This is a genomic window from Prauserella sediminis, from assembly GCF_014195435.1.
Taxonomy (GTDB): domain Bacteria; phylum Actinomycetota; class Actinomycetes; order Mycobacteriales; family Pseudonocardiaceae; genus Prauserella; species Prauserella salsuginis.
Genome location: NZ_JACIBS010000001.1, coordinates 2,348,273 through 2,368,508 on the forward strand (window position 1 = coordinate 2,348,273; position 20,236 = coordinate 2,368,508).

The 20,236-nt window shown below is 69.2% G+C and carries 18 protein-coding genes and 1 pseudogene; 10 read left to right on the top strand and 9 right to left on the bottom strand.

The annotated features are described in order from the left end of the window. Positions 1–33 precede the first annotated feature (33 nt). The 3 genes and pseudogenes from FB384_RS10800 to FB384_RS10810 all read right to left on the bottom strand — a co-directional run. The gene (locus FB384_RS10800) at positions 34–1,302 is read right to left on the bottom strand and encodes an MFS transporter (protein WP_183782237.1); all 1,269 of its coding nucleotides are present in this window, start codon (positions 1,300–1,302) and stop codon (positions 34–36) included. Positions 1,303–2,336: 1,034 nt separating this feature from the next. After that, positions 2,337–3,011 carry a Crp/Fnr family transcriptional regulator gene (locus FB384_RS10805; protein ID WP_183648802.1) on the bottom strand — a complete coding sequence of 225 codons (675 nt, stop codon included), beginning with the start codon at positions 3,009–3,011 and terminating at the stop codon, positions 2,337–2,339. A 568-nt stretch (positions 3,012–3,579) separates the two neighbouring features. Continuing rightward, positions 3,580–3,798 (bottom strand): annotated as a pseudogene (locus FB384_RS10810) (hypothetical protein); the annotation flags it as partial. A 186-nt stretch (positions 3,799–3,984) separates the two neighbouring features. Between FB384_RS10810 and nth the strand changes: the two are divergent. Genes nth through FB384_RS10830 form a run of 4 tightly spaced genes read left to right on the top strand, consistent with a single transcriptional unit; the run spans position 3,985 to position 7,185 of the window. Beyond that, a complete protein-coding gene (gene nth, locus FB384_RS10815) occupies positions 3,985–4,689 on the top strand; it encodes an endonuclease III (RefSeq protein WP_221213182.1) in 705 nt (234 codons plus the stop codon). Further along, a complete protein-coding gene (locus FB384_RS10820; RefSeq protein ID WP_183782243.1) occupies positions 4,686–5,294 on the top strand; it encodes a TlpA family protein disulfide reductase in 609 nt (202 codons plus the stop codon). Before nth ends, FB384_RS10820 begins: the two co-directional genes overlap by 4 nt. Positions 5,295–5,302: 8 nt before the next feature. Beyond that, positions 5,303–5,998, top strand: coding sequence for an NUDIX hydrolase (locus FB384_RS10825; protein WP_183782246.1), 696 nt, complete (start codon positions 5,303–5,305; stop codon positions 5,996–5,998). A 2-nt stretch (positions 5,999–6,000) separates the two neighbouring features. Next, positions 6,001–7,185: a MarP family serine protease gene (locus FB384_RS10830; protein WP_183782249.1), complete on the top strand. Its 1,185-nt coding sequence runs from the start codon at positions 6,001–6,003 to the stop codon at positions 7,183–7,185. 70 nt (positions 7,186–7,255) lie between these two features. Here FB384_RS10830 and FB384_RS10835 read toward each other — a convergent pair whose 3' ends face one another. Both FB384_RS10835 and FB384_RS10840 read right to left on the bottom strand, forming a co-directional pair. Then, positions 7,256–8,191, bottom strand: a complete 936-nt coding sequence (locus FB384_RS10835; RefSeq protein WP_183782252.1) for an alpha/beta fold hydrolase — start codon at positions 8,189–8,191, stop codon at positions 7,256–7,258. 24 nt (positions 8,192–8,215) lie between these two features. Continuing rightward, entirely contained in the window at positions 8,216–8,758 is a 543-nt protein-coding gene (locus tag FB384_RS10840) for a phage holin family protein (protein ID WP_183782255.1), read from the bottom strand. 229 nt (positions 8,759–8,987) lie between these two features. Between FB384_RS10840 and FB384_RS10845 the strand changes: the two genes are divergently transcribed. Next, the gene (locus FB384_RS10845; RefSeq protein ID WP_183782258.1) at positions 8,988–10,472 is read left to right on the top strand and encodes a peptide MFS transporter; all 1,485 of its coding nucleotides are present in this window, start codon (positions 8,988–8,990) and stop codon (positions 10,470–10,472) included. Between the two features lie 82 nt (positions 10,473–10,554). Further along, positions 10,555–11,043 (top strand): OsmC family protein, encoded by a 489-nt coding sequence (locus FB384_RS10850; RefSeq protein WP_183782261.1) that lies wholly within the window; start codon positions 10,555–10,557, stop codon positions 11,041–11,043. Positions 11,044–11,114: 71 nt separating this feature from the next. Here the strand turns inward: FB384_RS10850 and FB384_RS10855 are convergent, their stop codons facing one another. Beyond that, positions 11,115–11,660, bottom strand: coding sequence for a DUF6319 family protein (locus FB384_RS10855; RefSeq protein ID WP_183782264.1), 546 nt, complete (start codon positions 11,658–11,660; stop codon positions 11,115–11,117). Positions 11,661–12,359: 699 nt separating this feature from the next. Between FB384_RS10855 and FB384_RS10860 the strand changes: the two genes are divergently transcribed. Both FB384_RS10860 and FB384_RS10865 read left to right on the top strand, forming a co-directional pair. After that, the gene (locus FB384_RS10860) at positions 12,360–13,151 is read left to right on the top strand and encodes a L,D-transpeptidase (protein ID WP_228726004.1); all 792 of its coding nucleotides are present in this window, start codon (positions 12,360–12,362) and stop codon (positions 13,149–13,151) included. An 89-nt stretch (positions 13,152–13,240) separates the two neighbouring features. Beyond that, positions 13,241–14,056, top strand: coding sequence for a choice-of-anchor P family protein (locus FB384_RS10865; RefSeq protein ID WP_183782270.1), 816 nt, complete (start codon positions 13,241–13,243; stop codon positions 14,054–14,056). A gap of 91 nt (positions 14,057–14,147) precedes the next feature. Here FB384_RS10865 and acs read toward each other — a convergent pair whose 3' ends face one another. After that, positions 14,148–16,130 carry an acetate--CoA ligase gene (acs, locus tag FB384_RS10870; protein ID WP_183782273.1) on the bottom strand — a complete coding sequence of 661 codons (1,983 nt, stop codon included), beginning with the start codon at positions 16,128–16,130 and terminating at the stop codon, positions 14,148–14,150. A 208-nt stretch (positions 16,131–16,338) separates the two neighbouring features. On the opposite strand from acs, the gene FB384_RS10875 reads away from it, so the two are divergent. Together FB384_RS10875 and FB384_RS10880 are read left to right on the top strand one after the other, a co-directional pair. Next, positions 16,339–16,845, top strand: coding sequence for a phosphoribosyltransferase (locus FB384_RS10875; protein WP_183782277.1), 507 nt, complete (start codon positions 16,339–16,341; stop codon positions 16,843–16,845). Next, a complete protein-coding gene (locus FB384_RS10880; RefSeq protein WP_183782280.1) occupies positions 16,842–17,585 on the top strand; it encodes a Fic family protein in 744 nt (247 codons plus the stop codon). Before FB384_RS10875 ends, FB384_RS10880 begins: the two co-directional genes overlap by 4 nt. A gap of 107 nt (positions 17,586–17,692) precedes the next feature. Here the strand turns inward: FB384_RS10880 and murQ are convergent, their stop codons facing one another. After that, positions 17,693–18,646 (bottom strand): N-acetylmuramic acid 6-phosphate etherase, encoded by a 954-nt coding sequence (gene murQ, locus FB384_RS10885; protein WP_183782283.1) that lies wholly within the window; start codon positions 18,644–18,646, stop codon positions 17,693–17,695. Between the two features lie 47 nt (positions 18,647–18,693). Further along, a complete protein-coding gene (locus FB384_RS10890) occupies positions 18,694–19,638 on the bottom strand; it encodes a MurR/RpiR family transcriptional regulator (RefSeq protein ID WP_183782286.1) in 945 nt (314 codons plus the stop codon). Positions 19,639–20,236 lie beyond the last annotated feature (598 nt).

Genomic DNA, 20,236 nt, shown 5'->3' on the forward strand with positions numbered 1-20,236 from the left:
AGTTGATGCCCAGGCCGCCACTACGCCGACAGCTCAGGTCGCGAGTGCGGGGGCCGGTTCGGCCGCGGTCGCGTGCGGGCGGATCGTCCTGCGCAGGAGTGCCACGACGGCGGCGATCGCCATCGCCACGGCGCCGGCGGTCAGGAACGCAGCCGACGGGCTCGCATGCTCCACCACGTAGCCGCTGACGGACTGGCCACACGCGATACCGAGCGTGACGGACGTCAGGACCCACGAGAACGCCTCCGCGGCGGTGTCACGTGGTGCTGTCAGCTCGATCGTGGTCGAGTGCGTCGTGGACTGCGGGGTGATCATCGCGCCCGCCGCGAACATCGCCAGGCCGAGTCCCCACAACGTCGACGGCCACGCCATGACCGCGACCAGCGCGCCGAACAGTCCGAGCAGTATCGGAAGTCGTGTGGGCAGCGTCCGGGGCCACGGCCGGAGGCTGTAGGCCACGCCGAAGGCCACCGAGCTCACCGACCACAGCGACAACAGCACTCCGCCGATGGAGACGTTGCCCGCCGCCTCGGCTGCCGCGGGCACCGCGACCTCCACGAATCCGATCACGATGCCGAAGCCCAGCGCCGCGAGCGCGAGCGTGCGCATGCCCGGGCTCGCCAGTGCGCCCAGCAGTGACGTCCCTGCCTGCGGATTCGGGCCCCATTCGCGTACCGCGGGACTCAGCGCGAACAGGGTGGCGCCCGTGGCCATGCACGCCCCGCCGAGCACCAGGCCGGTGCCGGGCCAGGGCAGTGCGATCAGCACGCCCGCCAGCCCCGGCCCGAGGATGAAGAACACCTCCATGCTGATCGCCTCGTAGGAGAACGCGGCATCGCGGGTCGGACCTGCGGGGAGCAGTCGGCCCCACAGCGCACGGGACGCCGAGCCGGTGGCGGGTTCGGACAGTCCGATCGCGGCGGAACAGCCGACGAGTACCGGCACGGGCGCACCGGCTTCGATCACGACGATGAGTGACGTCAATGCGGTGACGAACAGTGCGGTGACCACCAGAAGTGGGCGTGTCGGCCCGAACCGGTCGATGATGCGGCCCTGGACGACCGACCCGCAGGCCACGCCGACGAGCGCCGCGGCGGACACCAGGCCTGCCGCGGCGAACGAGCCGGTCTCGTGCTGGACGTACAGCAGTGCCGAGATCCCGATCATCGCGATGGGCAGCCGGGCCAGCACCGACGCCACGAGTGGCCTGCGGGAACGCGGGGTGCGCAGCACCGCGCGGTAGTCGGCGAGCGAGGTGCGGCCGTGGGACGCAGGCGGATCGGACCGGTCGGACTGGGACATGCGCACTATTATGGCACGTGCGTACCAGTCTATTTTTCTGGACTTCGTCTACCGGCGACGGTCAGTATTGAGGTGCATACCCACCCCTCTTTCGGGTATCCGTGTCTCAGTTGGATAACAGAACAGCGTTTTCGGGCATCTTCTGACCCGCTTGAGCGTCCTTGAGGGTGAAGACACTTGAAGAGCAGGGTGGGTGCCGTGCGATTCTGAAGAAGTCAGCGGGGCTCGCGTCATGAGGCTCGGCACTACGAGTCCCACCCGTGAACAAGCTGAAGACGGGTTCCGTGACCCGGAACTAAGCGCAGTGCTTGATCGAGGCTCACCTCGATCGGGACATTGCTCCGGTAGGGGCTCTGCTTCGACCGCGGATATGTCGATCAACTACATAGTCGGTTTCCTCGCTTCGCAGCGGGTACTCGGTAATCGAGAGGTTCGGTCGTCGCCGGCCTCGGTGACGAGACCTCGGTGGCACGAGCACCAACGCTGCTGGAGGCGAACACAATCTCCCTCCGGGATTCGGGTCGGGGCCTTTCAACCGGAGGGCGGGGAGCGTGGGCTGTCGGGGGATGGTCCACGCACAGGCAAAGGGCCGGTGCGCCACGTCGGGGGTGGCGCCCGGCCCTTTGTCATGTCTTGATGCGGTCGCTTTTGGTGCAGTCGTTCTTGCTGCGGTTGGTGCAGTAGCGCCGTGGCGCGATGTGCCGAACTGCGTCCACGGGCTCGGAGCGCGCCGCACGCGGTCCGCGGATCCTGTGCCCGGCCGTTTCGATGTCCGCGTGCCGCGCCTTCCACGGTGCGGATGTCGAATCGCGGCCGCCCGGAATGCCAGGCCGCCTGCGACGTCGGACCGTGCCGCGACGCCGGATCGCGCCGCGGCCTCGGATCGCGCCGCCGCTTCGCATCACGCCGCCTCGGGTTACGCCGTGACGCCGGATCCCGGATGTCGCCTGGCTCGGCATTTGCTGCCGGAGCCGCCGGCCGCCTCATAGGGGAATGATGGACCCTCGCCCGGTGGGAGGTGTCGAATCCCCTGGTCAGCGGGCGCGTCGCGCGAGCCGTTCCGGGTCGAGGATCAGCACGCTCTTGCCTTCGAGTCGAAGCCAGCCGCGGTGTGCGAAGTCGGCGAGTGCCTTGTTCACCGTCTCGCGCGAGGCGCCGACGAACTGGGCGATTTCTTCCTGGGTCAGGTCGTGCGTGACCCGCAGCAGGCCCGCTTCCTGGCTGCCGAACCGCTGCGCCAGCTGCAGCAGCGCGCGGGCGACACGGCCGGGAACGTCCGTGAAGATCAGTTCGGCGACCATGTTGTTCGTACGCCGCAGTCGGCGGGCGACCACGCGGAGCAGCTGCTCGGCGATCTCGGGACGCGTGGAGATCCACTGCCGCAGTGCGGCTCGGTCCATCGTCACGGTGCTGACCTCGGTCACGGTCGTCGCCGTCGAGGTACGCGGTCCCGGATCGAAGATCGACAGCTCGCCGAACATGTCCGACGGGCCCATGATCTGGAAGAGGTTCTCCCGGCCGTCGGCCGACTTGCGGCCGATCTTCACCTTGCCCGACTTGATGATGTAGAGCTTGTCGCCGGGCTCGCCCTCGTTGAAGATCACGTGGCCGCGCGGAAAGTCCACGGTCTCCAGGGTCTGCGCGAGCGCTTCGGCCGCAGCCGGCTCCACGCCCTGGAAAATGCCCGCCCTGGCCAGGGTCTCGTCCACCTCGTGCCTCCTTTGAGAAGCGACCATCGCACCCGGGGGACGGGAGCGTGGCGCCGGTCACTACGTGCAGTGTAGGGCGTGCCCTCGAGATCGCTTCCCGGCTCGCCGATCCGCCGTAGCGACACCCCGTCCTGGGTGACGTACACGGCAATCACCCGGCGCTGGGCGCTGCCTGACACAGCTCGTCGAGACCGTACGCGGACGATCTCCGACCCGAAAGTTTAACCCTGGCGTAACGGTGCCGGGCGACCGCCTCCGGTCGGGTGACATGTGCTCACTCCGGGTGTCCCGGTGACTACCGGCAGGCCGTGGCACTCGCGCACCTCTGAGGCGTGTGGGTGATGGTTTCGCGTCAGACAGTCACCGGCTCTGTTGCGTCCGGCCGACGTGTCACCGACTTCGGTCGGGAGCGGTCTCAGTCAGTGCCGCGTTCGCTGCGCTCGCCCGGGGCCGGCGATTCCGCGGACCGGGCCGCGGACTGCGGAGCGGCCGTGGCCGACGCCGATGTCCGAGCCTGCGCAGGCTCCCGGTCGGGGTCGCCGCGGCGAGGCTTGCCGAACCGGCCGCCGGATCGGCCGCTGAACCGCCTGCGACGGAACAGTTCCAGGGCCCTGCCGATGCCGTGCCCGTACAGCGCCCTGACCTCTTCGGGCTTGGCCTGCTCGAGGAACTCCTCGACGTCCTCGCCGCGCACGGACACGTGCCGCAGTCGAGTCTCGACGCGTTCCATGCCGAGTGCGAACAGCATGACCGCCAGTGGCACCGCGATGACGAACCAGACGGTCATGTCTCTCCATATCCGGCGATCGGGGGCACCGCCGCGTCCAAGGGTAGTGAAGCGTGTGCCCGTCCTGTCGGAGGTCGCACGTAGGCTAACGATGTGTCGTCAGCGGTTCCTGAGCACCCCCGGGAGGGGAGTCCCCGAAAGAGTGTTGTCCGGTCGCGGCCGCTCACCGAGGAGAGTCGACTCGCCCTGGTGCGGCGGGCGCGACGAATAAAGCGTTGCCTGGACGAGGCGTATCCAAACGCCGAGTGCGAGCTGGACTTCTCGACGCCGCTCGAGCTGCTCGTGGCCGTCATCCTGTCGGCGCAGTGCACCGACGTGCGCGTCAACCAGACCACGCCTGCCCTGTTCGCGCGCTACCGCACGGCCGCCGACTACGCAGGTGCCGACCGGGCCGAGCTCGAGGAGTACATCCGGCCCACCGGCTTCTACCGCAACAAGGCGAGCTCGCTGCTGAAGCTCGGCGCCACGCTCGTCGAACGCCACGACGGCGAGGTGCCGCGGACGCTCGACGAGCTGGTGAAGCTGCCCGGGGTCGGCCGGAAGACGGCCAACGTGATCCTGGGCGAGGCGTTCGGCCTGCCCGGCATCACCGTCGACACGCACTTCGGCAGGCTCGTCCGCCGCTGGGGCTGGACGGCCGAACAGGATCCGGTCAAGGTCGAGTTCGCCGTCGGCGACCTGTTCCCGCGGAAGGACTGGACGATGCTCTCGCAGCGGGTGATCTGGCACGGCAGGCGGATCTGCCACGCGCGCAAACCCGCGTGCGGCGCGTGCCCGGTCGCGCGCGACTGCCCTGCGTTCGGCGAGGGCCCCACCGATTTCGACGAGGCCGCGGCGCTGGTCAAGGGGGACGAACGTGACCACCTGCTGGCCATGGTGTCGGAGCAGTGACCCCCGCGGCGCGCTGGGCGTTGGTGGCGGGTGTGCTGGTGATCGCCGCGCTGGTGGCGGTCGTGCCCATGGTGAACTCGCAGGACGGTGCGGACGGGGGCGAGGACCTCGGCTCCGCACGAGCCGCCGCGCAGCTCGAGGGGTGCGAGACCGGCTCCGGCACCCCCGCCGGTGAGCTGCGCGGTGTCGATGCGGTGTGCCTGGCCGACGGTTCGCAGGTCGACGTGGGCGAGGTCGTCGCAGCCGGAGACCGGCCGACGCTGATCAACGTCTGGGCCACGTGGTGCCAGCCGTGCCGGGAGGAGCTGCCGTTGCTCGACGCCTACGCCGCCGAACCCGGCGCCGCCCGGGTGGTCACCGTGCAGGTCGAGAGTGGCCAGCGCGAGGGGCTCGAACTGCTGGCCGAGCTCGACGTGGACCTGCCCGGCCTGCACGACGGCGACGGGCCGTCGGGGCCGGTCAGGGAGGCGCTGTCGGTGCCGCGCGCGCTGCCCGCGTCGTACCTGGTGACCCGCGACGGGGACGTCGAGCTCATTCGACAGCCGCGGCTGTTCACGTCCGCGGCGCAGATCCGTGAGGCCGTGCGAGCGGGAGGCGAACGGTGACGTGTGAGATGACCGGTCCGCTCGTCGACCCGGCCGACGTGCCGGACTGGCTGGCCGAACTGGTGCGGGCCAGTGCCGGAACGGACGCCGAGGCGTTCACGCGCCTGACCGTGCCCGACGGGCAGGACCCGCGTGCGGCCTCGGTGCTGGTGCTGTTCGGCGAACAGCCGGTGCACGGCCCGGACGTGCTGCTGCTGCGCCGCGCCGACACGCTCGATTCGCACGCCGGGCAGGTGGCATTTCCCGGAGGCGGAGCCGAGGACGGTGACGAAGGGCCGATCGGCACGGCACTGCGTGAGGCGGAGGAGGAGACGGGCGTCGAGGTGTCCGGAATCCGCCCGGTGGCGGTGCTGCCGCGGCTGTACATCCCGGTGTCTCGGTTCGCGGTGACGCCGGTCCTCGCGCACTGGGAGGAGCCGTCGCCGGTGCACGCGGTCGATCCCGGCGAGACGGCAGCCGTGGCCCGCGTGCCGCTGTCCGAACTGGCCGATCCGGCGAACCGTTTCATGGTCCGCAAACCCGGCGGCGGCTGGAAGGGCCCTGCTTTCACCATCGGCGAGTTGTTCGTTTGGGGCTTCACGGCGGGTGTGCTGACGGCGCTGCTGCGACTGGGTGGCTGGGAACGGCCATGGGATCACACGGATGTGCGAGACCTTGACGTAGCGTGGGCGCGGCACATGGAGCGTGAAACGGGCCGGGAGTGACGGTGAACTGGGTCGACCTGCTGGTGATCGCACTGGCACTGCTCGCGGCGGTGTCGGGCGCACGCCAGGGCATGCTCGTCGCATTGCCCGCGTTCATCGGCGTCGTCGCCGGTGCGCTGCTGGGTATCGAGGTCGCGCCGTGGCTGGTGGACTCGTTCGAGGAACCCGCCGCGCGGGTGGCGATCGCCGTCGGCACGGTCGTGTTCCTCGTCGCGCTCGGTGAGACCGTCGGGGTGCTGGCCGGCAGTCAGCTGAAGAACCGGATCCGCTCGCCGAAACTGTCCAGTGTGGACAGTACGCTCGGCGCGATCGTGCAGGGAATCGTGGTGTTCGTCGTTGCGTGGCTCATCGCGCTTCCGCTGACGAGCGTCGCCGCGCTGCCCGGGCTGGCACGGGCGATCAATCAGTCGTCGGTGCTCGGTGGCGTCAACGACGTCATGCCGGACGCGGCGCAGGGCCTGCCCGGCGAGCTGCGTGAACTGCTCGACGCCTCCGGATTCCCGTCCATTGTGGATCCGTTCCAGCAGGCGCCGGTGCGGGAGATCTCCCCTCCCGACGAGTCGTTGCCCGCCGACGCCGTCGTGCGCCAGGCGCAGCCGAGTGTGCTGAAGATCCGCGGCGTCGCCTCCTCGTGCTCCCGCTCGCTGGAGGGCAGCGGCTTCGTCGTAGCCCCGCAGCGCGTGATGACGAACGCCCACGTCGTCGCCGGAACCGACCAGGTCGCCGTCGAGACTCCCCAGGGTCGCGAGCCTGCCACGGTGGTGCACTTCGACCCGAGTACCGACCTCGCGGTGCTGGCCGTGCCCGGTCTCACCACGCGTCCGCTCGACCTGCGAGACGAGGACGCCGTCGAAGGTGATGACGCGATCGCGCTCGGCTACCCGCTCGACGGCCCGTACACCGCGTCACCGTTGCGGGTGCGGGAACGGATCAACCTGCGTGGTCCCGACATCTACGACGCCAACACCGTCCAGCGTGACGTCTTCACCGTCCGCGGGCAGGTGCGCAGCGGCAACTCCGGCGGCCCGATGGTCGACCCGGACGGCGACGTCATCGGCGTCGTGTTCGGCGCGTCGGTCGAGGACCCCGACACCGGCTTCGTGCTCACGGCCGACGAGGTGCGGGACGAGTACGAGCAGGCGCCCGCCTACGGCGGGGAGGTCGGCACGGGCTCGTGCACCTCGTGACGGATCGGGCCGGTGCCGCCTGACGGAGTGCTCTGCCGGTGCGGTCTACCGGCGCGGTCAGCCCGTGCGGTCAGCGGCCGCGGAGGAACGAGGCGAGGATCGCCGACGTCTCGGCGGGCGCTTCGAGGTGCGGAAAGTGGCCGACACCCGGCAGGGTGACGAACTCGGAGTGCGGGCCGCGCCACGGTGCCGAATCGCGTGCGGTGGACAGCAGCACGCACGGATCGTCCTCGCCGTGCAGTTGCAGGACGGGCATCGTCACGCGGGCGTCGACGTCGCGCCGGAACCGCCTGCCGTCGCCGCGGAACTGTGAGCGCAGTGCCCAGCGGTAGTACTCGAGTGCGCTGTGGGCGACACCGGGGATACGCATGGCGTGCCGCAGGGTCGCCGCGGTCTCGGTGAAGTCGTCGGTGCCGCGCCACGCCTCGCCCGACCACGAAGCGAGCAGCTCACCGGTGTAGGCGGCGTCGTCGGTGACGAGACGTTTCTCCGGCGCCATCGGAACCTGGAACCGCAGCACGTGGCTCGACGCGCGGGCCTGTGCGCCTCGGCGTCCGAAGGGCAGCCGGCCTGCCGCCTGCCGCAGCGCCAGCGGATGCGCACCGCCCAGTACTCCGACCGACCGCACGACGCGCGGTCGCATCGCCGCGGCCGACCAGGCGAGCAGCCCGCCCCAGGAGTGGCCGACGACGTGTGCCGAGCGCAGCCCGAGCGCGCGGATCAGCCCCGCGACGTCCCCGGCGGCCGTCCACGCGTCGTAGCCCCGTGGCGGCTTGTCCGAGTCGCCGTATCCGCGCAGGTCGACGGCGACCACGCGGAATCCGGCCTCGGCGAGGTCACGTAGCTGGTGATGCCACGTCCACCACATGCCTGCGAACCCGTGCAGCAGCAACACGGGTTCGCCTGCGCCCGCCTCCGCCACGTGCAGCAGGATGCCGTTGGCGGACACGTCGCGATGCGTCCACGGGCCGGGGTACCGGACGGTCGACGGGTCGGGCGGGAGCACTTCCGGAATTCGGGACGGTAAGGGTCAGGACCGCGGAAGCGGTTCGCCCGGGGCCCCGGGCATCCCTTCGGCGACGTCGGCCGACTTGTGCTGCGGCTTCAGTGCCGCCGCCGATTCCTTGATGCTGTCGATCGACCGCTGTGGTGCGCGGACCTTCTTGAACTTCCGGTACCCCAGGAGGCCGCAGATCCCGGCGAACACCAGCATCAGCAGGAACACGATGCCGAATGCGGCCCAGCGCTGGAGCCACTCCGAGAGCAGTTCGCCGAGGAAGAAAAAGAAGAAGAAGGAGCTGTAGAGCGCGACCACCGCGGCGATGATGAAGAAGATACTGCCCTTGGTGGCCTTCTTGACCTCGCCGACAGTCTCGGCCTTGGCCAGCTCCAGCTCGGCGCGGAACAGCGTCGACATGTGCTGCGTCGCGTCCTTGACCAGCGAACCGATCGACGCGCCTTCGGCGGAGTCGGCCGCGGGATCCTCCGACAACGGGAGGTAGGGCACCCAGCCCCCGGCATCCCGGTTGTCGCCGTCGTTGAGTTCATGCTTCGGGCTGCTCACGCGCCTCATCGTGCCATGTTGATGGCGTCACGGTCGCGAAGGGCGCACGGGCGGTGTCGGTGTGGTGTGAAGTCGTCGCCGGACGTGTCGTCCGGCGGTCGGAGCCGGGTTCCGCCGAACGGGTGAGTATGTCAGTTGACGCCCATCACGATCGGTAGCGTCCGGGGAGTATTGTTGAGTATTGGCCGGAAAGACGGGCAAAACCCGCCAAAGTACGCAAGATCGGACAGTAATCAACATGTCGGGTGTCGACACTGAACCCGCCGGCGCGGGATCCGCAGGCAGCGGGAACGAGAAGACCTTCTTCGGGCATCCCCGGGGGCTCGCCAATCTGTTCGGCGTCGAGATGTGGGAGCGATTCTCGTTCTACGGGATGCTCGGCATCTTGCCGCTGTACCTCTACTTCTCCGCCGCCGACGGTGGCCTGGAGATGGACAGGGGCACAGCACTCGGCATCGTCGGTGCGTACGGAGGTCTCGTCTACCTGTCGACGATCCTCGCCGCCTGGATCGCCGACCGCCTCTTCTCCGCCGAGCGGACGCTGTTCTACAGCGCCGTGATCATCATGATCGGTCACCTCGCGCTCGCGGTGCTGCCCGGTTACGCGGGTGTCGGGGCCGGTCTGCTGTGTGTCGCGCTCGGCAGCGGTGGCGTGAAGGCCAACGCCACCGCGGTGCTGGGCACGCTCTACAGCGAAGGCGACGAGCGCCGCGACGCCGGTTTCACGATCTTCTACATGGGCGTCAACCTCGGTGCGTTCGTCGGCACCGCGCTCACCGGATTCTTCCAGCACACGGTCGGATTCCACGTCGGCTTCGGCCTCGCGGCCGCGGGCATGGCGCTGGGTCTGATCCAGTACTCGATCGGCCGCTCCAACCTCGGCGAGACCTCCCGGATCGTGCCGAACCCGCTGCCCGCCTCGCGCCGCCCGCTGGTCGCGCTGGTGTTCGTGGCGGTCGCCGTCGCCTGCGTACTGCTCGTGCTTACCGGCGCGGTCACCGCGCAGAACCTCGGCGACGTGGCGGTGTGGGTCGCGGGCCTCGCGGCCGCCGCGCTCTTCGTGATCCTGCTGACCAGCAGCCGGGTGAGCAGCGTCGAGCGCAGCCGCGTGATGTCGTTCATCCCGATGTTCGTGGCCAGCGCCGCGTTCTTCGCGCTGTTCCAACAGCAATTCACCGTGCTCGAGGTGTACTCGGACGAACGCCTCAACCGGGACCTGTTCGGCTGGGAGATGCCGATCTCGTGGGTGAACCTGATCAACCCGGTGTTCATCCTGATCCTGGCACCGATCTTCGCCACAGTGTGGGCCAAGCTCGGCCACCGGCAGCCGTCGACGCCGATGAAGTTCGCACTCGGCACCGGCGTGATGGGCGTGGCATTCCTGCTGTTCCTGCCGATGGCCGGCGGCGAGGGCAACACGAGCCCCCTGCTGGCGATCGTCGGCATCCTGGCGACGTTCACGGTGGCGGAGATGTTCCTGTCGCCGGTCGGTCTCTCGCTGTCGACGAAACTCGCACCGCAGGCGTTCCGCGCCCAGATGGTGGCGCTCAACTATCTGTCGGTGTCGCTGGGTACGGCGTTGTCCGGCTCCCTGGCCGAGTACTACTCGACGGACGGTGAGGCGTCGTACTTCGGGACGGTCGGCGGTGTGGCGCTCGGCATCGGCGTGCTGATCGCGGTGCTCTCGCCGTACATCCGCAAGCTGATGGCCGGGGTGCGGTAGCCCGTACCGCTGCGCCGGTCGAGCTGCCGATACGCGGGTCGGCGCGTTCCCCGATGTCGCCGCAAACCGGTATGAAGGACCCATGCGACAGCGCGAACACACGTACACGCTGACTGTGCGGTGGAGAGGCGACCGCGGTACGGGCACGTCGGGCTACCGCGACTTCGGTCGCGAACACGACGTGATCGCCGAGGGGAAACCGCCACTGGCCGGGTCGGCCGACCCCTTCTTCCGCGGCGACGCCGACCGTTGGAACCCCGAGGAGTTGCTGCTCGCGGCCCTCGCCCAGTGCCACATGCTGTCGTATCTCGCGCAGTGCGGGCAGGCCGGTGTGGTCGTCACCGGTTACGCCGACGAACCGGTCGGCACGATGACCGAGACGCTCGGGGTCGGCGAGTTCACGTCGGTGCTGCTGCGTCCGGTCGTCACGGTCGCCGATGGTGCGATGGCCGACCGGGCTCGAGCGCTCCACGAACCAGCCCACGAGGCGTGTTTCATCGCGCGGTCGGTGAACTTCCCGGTGCGTCACGAGGCCCGCATCGACATCGCCGCCGATGCGGACCTCGGCTAGTTCGGTCGCCGAGGTCACACCGAGGCGCGGTCACACCGAGGAGCCGCGACCGCGCCGGCGGGCCGTCCTGTTCACTGCTCCAGTTCGGCCAGCTGCTTCTTCGCCTCTTCGAGCTGGGCCTCGAGCTCGGCCACACGGGCCTGCTGCTGCTCCTTCGCGGCGTTGATGACCTCGTCGATCGGCGTCGACAACTGCTCGTGCAGTTCCTTCGCCGCACGCGACACGGCCGAGGCCGTCACGGCCAGTCCACGGGTCACCCACTTGCTGCCGTGCTTGAGCTCGGCCTGCCATTCACCATCCGCCGTTCCGGTGACGGTGAGGGTCAGCTCGACGGTGCGGGTCTTGCGTGCGCTGGTCCCTTTGGAGCGGCCGCGCTTGGGTTTGGCGTCGTCGGCGGACTGTCCCTCACCGGGCTGCGCCTCGGCCTGCTGCTCTCCGGTCGACGTCGTGTCGTTGGGCGCTTCGGCCGACGCCTCGGCCGAGTCAGCCGGCGTCGCGGCCGCTTCGGAGCCAGGGTTATCGCTGGTCAACGACGTTTTGACGGCCTCGTCGGTCGTGCTGATGGTCGCGCCGGCGGCGGCTTCGGTGGTGGCTTCGGTGGCGGCTTCGGCATTCATCGCGGGCAGGTCCCCTCGAAACGTCCGGCAGTGGCACCCGCAGTGTAGAACACTCGTTCGACGTTCTGTCCAGCCGGGTACTCGGGGTTCGGAGAAATGGCGTTAACAAAATTCCGAAAAGTGTGGTGCAGATCTCATACGCCCAGGTGGCGTGCGCGTCCGTTGTGTCCGGATGGCGATGTGAAGCCTTTTCGGATACGTAGGGCGCGTCGGTGTCTCTTCCTGGGGCAAACCGGTACAGACCTCGTATACGTAGCCCGATGGAGTGATCCCTCGATCGGGCTGTGCCCTGGGAAAACAGTTCATCGTTGCAGCTCGGGGCCGTATTGAAAATAAGCAACGCATTTGATCGAAACTTGCAGCGGGGATAACAATGCGAACCGTCGCGTACGCGAACAGTAACCCCGTGCGCCGGTACCCCCTGTGCACGTAGCGAGAGCCGTACTGGGGTTGCGCCGGATGGAGCCGGCTGCCCGGGCGCTCGAGTACGAGGAGCGCCAACGGGCGGGTCTGCGGGGACGGTCGCACATCGCGTGGGCGACGCACCACTGAACGCTCCACACCTCGCACCTTCGTGTGCCTAGTTGCAGGACGTGATCGATGGAAAGGCGTAGCAACGCCGGTCGTCCCGGTTCCGCCGGGCGTGACGCCGGTGTGTCCGCCGGGTTCGGGGCCGCGTACCGGAGGCGGCCTCGCTCATTGGCGGCCGTTGTTGGCGCGGCGGTACTCGCGCTCGTCGTGACCGCGTGCGGCGGCGGTGACTCCGCGGCCGGCGACGGGCAGGACACCAAGCCGGTGGCCGTGACCGAGGAGCAGCTCGCGAAGCTGCCGGACGCCACGACCCACGGCGATCTCGAGCAGGCTCCCGCCGACCCCGCGAAGGGGGACACGTCGGGGAGCAAGGACGGCACCGGAACGGTGCTGCACCCGAAGCAGGCCGTGGCGGTGTACGACAAACCGAGCGGTAAGCCGTTCGCGAAGCTCCCCACCAAGCAGATTTCGTCGCCGACGTGGGTCCCGGTCATCGCAGAGAAGGGCGACTGGGCGCAGATCCTGCTGCCCACGCGTCCGAACGGCGCCAGCGGCTGGGTCCACACCACCGACGAGACGGTCGAAGAGGCGCGCAACGACTTCGCCGTCACGGTGCACCGCGACGACTTCACCCTCGAGATCACCGAGAAGGGTGAGCAGATCGGGGAATGGACCATCGGGGTCGGGAAGGACGAGCACCCGACGCCGACGGGGCGGCAGTACATCATCGCTTCCATCGAGGAGCAGGTGAACGACTACAGCCCCATCGTGCTTCCACTGAGTTATCACTCGGAGTCGCACGAGACGTACGGCGGTGGCCCCGGCACCGTCGGCATCCACACGTGGCCGGACAACAGCTTCGTTGGCAAGGCCAACAGCGACGGCTGCATCAGGGTCACGAAAGAGGCCCTGGACGAGCTCGTCAAGCTGCCGTTGGGAACGATCGTCGAGGTCGTCTGACGCCCCTCCCACGGCAGTGCCCCACCGGTAACGGGCCCCCGCCCGGAAACCCGACCCGAATGCACGACCGGAAATCGAAAGGTACTTCCTTGTCGAAGAAGAAGACTGCCGCGCTCGGCGCAGGCGTCCTGTCCGCCGCCCTCGTCGGTGGTGTCATGTTCGCGCCGTCGGCGCTCGCGCAGACCGAGGACTCGGCTTTCGGCATCTCCGCCAGCGGCCTGATCGACATCGCCAAGACGCCGTACGTCGAGGGTGAGGGGTCCGAGACGGTCGCCGGCACCGAGGTGCCGGGTCTGGCCGCGGCGACGGTGCTCAACGCCGAGGCGTCCCCGAACTACGCGTATGCGGATGTTGCCAACCTCAGCGTCCTCCCCGGCGACGTCGAGGGCCTTCCGGAGCTCCCGGGCGGTTCGCCCCTGGTTGCGGCGACCGGGACCATCAGCGCCGAGTGCGACAACGGCGAGATGAGCTCGAACATCACCACGCTGACCATCGCCGGGCACGAAGTCCCGATCAACAACCTCGAGCCGAACACGACGGTGCTGCCCGAGCAGCTCGGCGGCGTCGCCCAGGTCACCCTGAACCAGCAGACCGACAACACCGTCACGGCGGTCCACATCGAGCTGCTGGAAGGCGTCCCGGGCCTGTCGGACGTCGCCGGGCAGACGATCGACATCGCGTCGGCGACCTGCACCGCCGACGACGGCGATGACGGCGGCGACGGCGACAACGGTGGCGGCGACGGTGACAACGGCGGTGACAACGGCGGCGACGACGGCGGCAACGGCGGCGGCGACGGCGACGGTGACGGCGACGACAACGGTGACGGTGGCGACGAGGTCGGCCCCGACGGTGCCGCCCCGGCTCCGACCCCGCAGCCCGGCCACCTGGACGTGACCGGCTGACACATCCCCCAGGGGATCTCCGCACATAAGAAAGCGGCCTCCACAGTGGACATCCACTGTGGAGGCCGCTTTCGTGTGCGACCGAGTCGGCTCAGTCGTCCGAACCGGACGAGAGGCCCTTCGAGATCTGGTCCATGACCGAGCTGTCGGCGAGCGTGGTGACGTCGCCGACCTCGCGGTTCTCGGCCACGTCGCGCAGCAGCCGACGCATGATCTTGCCCGAACGGGTCTTCGGCAGCTCCGGCACGACCATGATCTGTCGCGGCTTGGCGATCGGGCCGATCTCCTTCGCCACGTGGTTGCGCAGCTCCTGGATCGCCTCGTCGCCCGCCTGTGCCGCGTCACCGCGCAGGATCACGAACGCCACGATGCCCTGGCCCGTCGTCGAGTCGCTCGCACCGACCACCGCGGCCTCGGCCACCGTCGGGTGCGACACGAGCGCCGACTCGACCTCCGTGGTGGAGATGCGGTGACCGGAGACGTTCATGACGTCGTCGACCCGGCCCAGCAGCCAGATGTCGCCGTCGTTGTCGTACTTCGCGCCGTCGCCCGCGAAGTAGTAGCCCTGATCGGCGAACCGCGACCAGTACGTGTCCTTGAATCGCTGGTCGTCACCCCAGATGCCGCGCAGCATCGACGGCCACGGCTTGTCCAGCACCAGGTAGCCGCCGCCACCGTTTCCGACCTGCTTGCCCGCGTCGTCGACCACCTTCGCCGAGATGCCCGGCAGCGGCTGCTGCGCCGAACCCGGCTTGGCGTGCGTGACCCCGGGCAGTGGCGAGATCATGATCGCGCCCGTCTCGGTCTGCCACCACGTGTCGACGATCGGGCAGTTGCCGCCGCCGATGTTCTCGCGGAACCACATCCATGCTTCGGGGTTGATCGGCTCACCCACCGAGCCGAGCAGTCGCAGCGACGACAGGTCATAACCCGCCGGGATCTCGGCGCCCCACTTCATGAACGTGCGGATCAGCGTCGGCGCCGTGTAGTAGATCGACACCTTGTAGTTCTGGATGATCTCCCAGTGCCGGCCCTCGTGCGGGGTGTTCGGCGTGCCCTCGTAGACGACCTGCGTCGCACGGTTCGCGAGCGGGCCGTACACGATGTACGAGTGGCCGGTGACCCAGCCGATGTCGGCCGTGCACCAGTAGACGTCCTCGCCCGGCTTGTGGTCGAACACCGCGTTGTGCGTGTAGGCCGCCTGCGTCAGATAGCCGCCCGACGTGTGCAGGATCCCCTTCGGCTTACCCGTCGTGCCCGAGGTGTACAGGATGTACAGCGGGTGCTCCGAGTCGAACGCCTCGGGCTTGTGCTCGGCGGACTGGGAGCCGACCAGCTCGTCCCACCAGACGTCGCGGCCCTCGGTCCACGGCGCGTCGTCCTCGAGATCACTGCCGGTGCGCCGGACCACGATGACCTTCTCGACGCTGGCCGCGCCGTCGAGCGCCTCGTCGACGTTCGCCTTCATCGGTGCCGCCTTGCCTCGGCGGTACTGCCCGTCCGAGGTGATGACCACCTTGGCCTCGGCGTCGTCCACCCGCTGGCGCAGCGCGCTCGGCGAGAACCCGCCGAAGACCACGCTGTGCAGCGCGCCGATCCGGGCGCACGCCAGCATCGCGACGATCGCCTCCGGGATCATCTGCAGCTGGATCGCCACCCGGTCACCGGCGGTGACGCCGAGCGAGGTCAGCGCGTTCGCTGCCTTCGACACCTCGTCCTTGAGCTGGGAGTACGTGATGTCGCGCGTGTCGCCCGGCTCGCCGATCCAGTGGATGGCCGTCTGGTCGCCGTGGCCCGCCTCGACGTGCCGGTCGACACAGTTGTACGCCACGTTGAGCTTGCCGCCGACGAACCACTTGGCGAACGGGGCGTCCGACCAGTCCACGACCTGCGTCCACTTCGTGTTCCAGTGCAGGCGTTCGGCCTGCTTCGCCCAGAACGCCTCGCGGTCGGCGTCGGCCTCCGAGTACCACTCAGCCGTCGCGTTGGCCGCCGCCGCGAACTCCGGGCTCGGAGGGAAACTCCGGCTCTCGGTCAACAGGTTGTCGAGTGCCGGCGACTGCTCTGTCGTCATCTGCAAGGCCTCCTGGTCGTTGCTCAGGCGCACGCGTCGTCGTTCCTGCGCCTGCCTGTGAAGTTAGTACCGCACGAGACAGGTTGCAGCCACGTTCGCCCACCCACAAGGCCCCGCGCTCGTTGCGGGCGCCCTGGGCGATGAGCGGCTGACGAACGGTCGGCGCATATGCTCGCCGGAGTGTGCAAGCGACGCGGGAGGATGGACAGTGGCCGAGAGTGAGCCGGAGCGTGAGGTGCTCACATGGGATCTGTTCGGGGCGGCGAGCCGTGAGCTCGCCACGGCGGTGGCCGACAGCGGGTTCCGGCCCGATCTGATCCTGTCGATCGCCCGCGGAGGCCTGTTCGTGGCCGGCGCGCTCGGGTACGCGCTCGACGTGAAGAACCTGCACGTCATGAACGTCGAGTTCTACACGGGCGTCGACGAGCGACTCGACCTGCCGGTGATGCTGCCGCCGGTCCCGAACGCCGTGGACCTGGCGGGTGCGAAGGTGCTGGTGGCCGACGACGTCGCCGACACCGGTGCGACGCTGAAACTGGTGCGCGACTTCTGTGCCGACGAGGTGGCGGAGGTGCGCTGCGCCGTCGTGTACGAGAAACCCGTGTCGACGGTGGCGTGCGACTACGTGTGGCGGCGGACCGACCGATGGATCAACTTCCCGTGGTCGACCGAACCGCCCGTTGTGACGAGGGAAGGTCAGGTGCTGGACGCATGAGTCAGCCGGCTGCAGCTGGAGACCCGCTCGCGCCACTCGTCGAACTCGACGGGGTCGCCGAGGCGGCGAAATCGGCCCAGGACGCGGTGTTCGCCGTCCACCGGTACGGCGTGAACCTGCGCGAGGGCTCGGCGACCGCCGCCGAGGCCTCGGTGCGCGCCGCGCGCTCCTCGGCGGGCGTCGAGGGTGTCGACCCGGAGATCCCCGACGAGGGCGAGGTGCGCGATCCGGTGCTTGCCGGTGCGCTGCGGGTGGCGAAGGCGAGCGAGACGCTCCTGCCGACGTGGCGCCGCGCCCCGATGCAGGCGCTCGCCAGGATCCATGTCCTTGCCGCGGCGGACCTGACGTCCGATCCCGATGCGCTGGGCAGGCCCGATCCGGCGGCGTCGCCGCGGCTGGAGCTGCTCGGCCAGCTCGTCACCGGCGGAGCGAAGGTGCCCGCGGCGGTGCTCACGGCCGTCGTCCACGGCGAACTGCTGACGCTGCGGGCGTTCGGCAGCGCCGACGGTGTGGTCGCGCGCGCGGCCGCACGGCTGACGATGGTGGCGAGCGGCCTCGATCCGAAGTCGCTCACCGTGCCCGAGGTCGCCTGTTTCCGCAGGCAGGAACGGTATGCCGAGACGGCGGCCGCGTTCGCCTCCGGAGAGCCCGACGGTGTGCGGGACTGGCTGCTGTTCTGCTGCGCGGCGTTCGAAGCGGGCGCCCGCGAAGCACAGAGCATCGCCGACGCCGCCGCCTGAGAGTCGGCCCGGCCTGCGGAGTGCCGGCCGGCCGGGTGTCCGGGTATCGGGTGAGCGGGTGCGGCCGGCGGACGTGCGGCAGGGCTCCTCGTGGTCGGGGCGGCGACTCAGGACGCGCGGGGGCGGATCTCGTCGAGTGCGTCGCGGACGTGCCCGCCGTTGTGGTCGAGCGCGTTGGCCGCGGTCGTGACGTCGACGTCGCCGAGCAGGTGGACGAGCGCCACCTTGAGGTCGCCGTCGGCCCTGGTCAGCGCCTCGTCGCACTCCTGCTCGGCCGCACCGGTCGCCTCGCCGAGAATGCGCAGCGTACGACCGCGCAACTTCGCGTTCGTGGCGAGCATGCCGACCATGAGATTCGAGTAGGTCCGGCCGAGCTTGACCATCGTGGCCGTGGAGAACGCGGTCAGCACCATCTTCTGCGCCGTGCCCGCCTTCATCCGGGTAGACCCGGCCACGGCCTCGGGGCCCGTGTCCACGACGATCGGCACGTCGACCTCCGCGGGCACCGGCGCGGACGGATTGTCCGACACCAGCCCCGTGTGCGCGCCGAGTCGCTTGGCCTCCTTGAGGGCGCCGAGTACGTACGGTGTGCGGCCCGAAGCGGTCAGACCCAATACGAAATCGCCCGGAGCGACGGACTCCGCGATCTCGGCGGCACCCGCCGACTCGTCGTCCTCGGCGTTCTCCACGGGCAGCCGGAGCGCACGTTCGCCCCCTGCGTGGTGGGCGACGAACCAGTCGGAGGGAACGTTGTAGGTCGGCACCAGTTCGGCGGCGTCGAGCACCGCGAGCCTGCCCGACGTGCCCGCGCCCACGTAGTGCACCCTGCCGCCGCCACGCAACGCCGCAACCGCATGGTCGACCGCTGTGGCGAGGACATCGAGCACACTCTGCACGGCACCGGCGACCTGCGCGTCCTCGGCGTTGATCGCCGACAGGATGCCGTGGGTCGACATCCGGTCGATGTCGGTCGTGCGCGGATTGCGTTGCTCGGTCGGCGATTCGACGTGTGCGATCGTCGCGACCTGCTGCGGACCCGCGTTCGTCGTGCGGGATGCCATGTTTCTCACCGTTTCAGTCCTCACCCGGCCTCTTGCCGGCCGGGTTGTCATCGGGTGCGCCGCCGCCCGTCGGGACGGGTACCGAGCCTGTGGGTGCCGACCGCGTCGCGAGTGGCGTCGAGCGCCTTCACGGCGTCGTCCATGTGCTGTTGCGCGATGCCGATGAACAGGCAGTCGATGACCGTCAGCTGGGCGATCCGGCTGGCGGTGGCACCCGAGCGGAAGGTCGTCTCCCGTGCCGCGGTGGTGAGCACGTGGTCGGCGACCTCTGCGATCGGCGAACGCGGGAAGTTCGTCAGCGCGACCGTCGTCGCTCCGTGTTCCTTCGCCGCCCGCAGCGCCTCGACGGTGTCGGTCGTCGCGCCCGAGTGCGAGATGCCGACGGCGACGTCGCCCTCGCCGAGCACGGCTGCCGACGTCAACATGATGTGCGTATCGGACCAGGAGAAGCTCACCCTTCCGATGCGATGCAGCTTCTGCTGCAGGTCGGCGGCCACGAACGCGCTCGCACCGACGCCGTAGACGTCGACGCGGCCCGCGCCTGCCATCACATCGACGACCTGCTGCAATCGGTCGACGTCGAGCTGTTCAGCGGTCTCCTCGACGGCCCTGGCATCGGTGAACCCGATCTTGCCGACGATCGAGGCGAGATCGTCGTCGTAGGAGATGTCGCCGCCGTGTACCTGCGGGGTGCGTGCCGCCGAGCGGGCCGTGTCCGCGGCGAGCGCGATGCGCAGCTGCGGGTATCCGCCGACGCCGATCGCCTTGCAGAACCGGGTGACGGTCGTCTCGCTGGTGTTCGCCGCCAGTGCGACTTCGGTGATGCTGCGTCGGGACACGGTCGTCGGGTCGTCGAGGACAACCTTGGCGACACGCTGTTCGGCCTTCGCGAGGCCCGGCAGCAGTGAGCGGATGCGAACCAGCGGGCTGCCGTCCGGGTCGGCCGATTCCGGAGCCGTCGCGGCCACGGGGTCGTCCGCAGTGTCCGGCAAAGGTTCATCACCTACAGGTCCCGTTGGAAAATTCCTTACTGCTGGCGTCTGCGACAAGGTTACCCACACCCTCCAGTCGATTGCAGCCCCTGGCGCGTCCCCCGTCGACCCGGCCGTCCGAACCATCGTTGCTTAGAAAGTCGCCAACCGCCTAGGGGACGTTAGACACAGCGTCTTAACGACTTGGCAACGTCACCTGCGGCTATGTGCCGGTAGCAGAGAGCGATTCAGTATGGTTTGCACGTTTCTTCGGTGGGGTGGTGACGATCGCTGCGCGTCTGCACACCCGTGCGGCACGTGCGGTCGACGCGGCCGGGTGGCCCACATCGAACGTCGTGATTCTGCTGGTGAATGGCCAACAATCGCCCGTCATCACTGTCTCCTCGAATGTGCACCGGGTGTCACTCGGCGCCGGTGCCGAATCGCCGCCGCAGGCACATCGGCCCGGCGGCCGCTTCAACACCATGGATGCCCATATCCGAGGTGCGATACGCGTCGACGCGTGTAATGCGCGTGAGTTGCCGGTCGGCGCCCTTACAACGCGAGGCGGCCCCGGGTGCAGTGCAGCACTGCACCCGGGGCCGCCTCGGTGACGTGA

Bases quoted from the DNA above. Each gene is read 5' to 3' on its own strand.
- FB384_RS10845 (WP_183782258.1), top strand. From the start codon at position 8,988: ATGTCGGGTGTCGACACTGAACCCGCCGGCGCGGGATCCGCAGGCAGC.
- FB384_RS10855 (WP_183782264.1), bottom strand. From the start codon at position 11,660: ATGAATGCCGAAGCCGCCACCGAAGCCACCACCGAAGCCGCCGCCGGC.
- acs (WP_183782273.1), bottom strand. From the start codon at position 16,130: ATGACGACAGAGCAGTCGCCGGCACTCGACAACCTGTTGACCGAGAGC.
- FB384_RS10840 (WP_183782255.1), bottom strand. From the start codon at position 8,758: ATGAGGCGCGTGAGCAGCCCGAAGCATGAACTCAACGACGGCGACAAC.
- FB384_RS10850 (WP_183782261.1), top strand. From the start codon at position 10,555: ATGCGACAGCGCGAACACACGTACACGCTGACTGTGCGGTGGAGAGGC.
- FB384_RS10825 (WP_183782246.1), top strand. From the start codon at position 5,303: ATGACCGGTCCGCTCGTCGACCCGGCCGACGTGCCGGACTGGCTGGCC.
- FB384_RS10800 (WP_183782237.1), bottom strand. From the start codon at position 1,302: ATGTCCCAGTCCGACCGGTCCGATCCGCCTGCGTCCCACGGCCGCACC.
- murQ (WP_183782283.1), bottom strand. From the start codon at position 18,646: ATGGCATCCCGCACGACGAACGCGGGTCCGCAGCAGGTCGCGACGATC.
- FB384_RS10880 (WP_183782280.1), top strand. From the start codon at position 16,842: ATGAGTCAGCCGGCTGCAGCTGGAGACCCGCTCGCGCCACTCGTCGAA.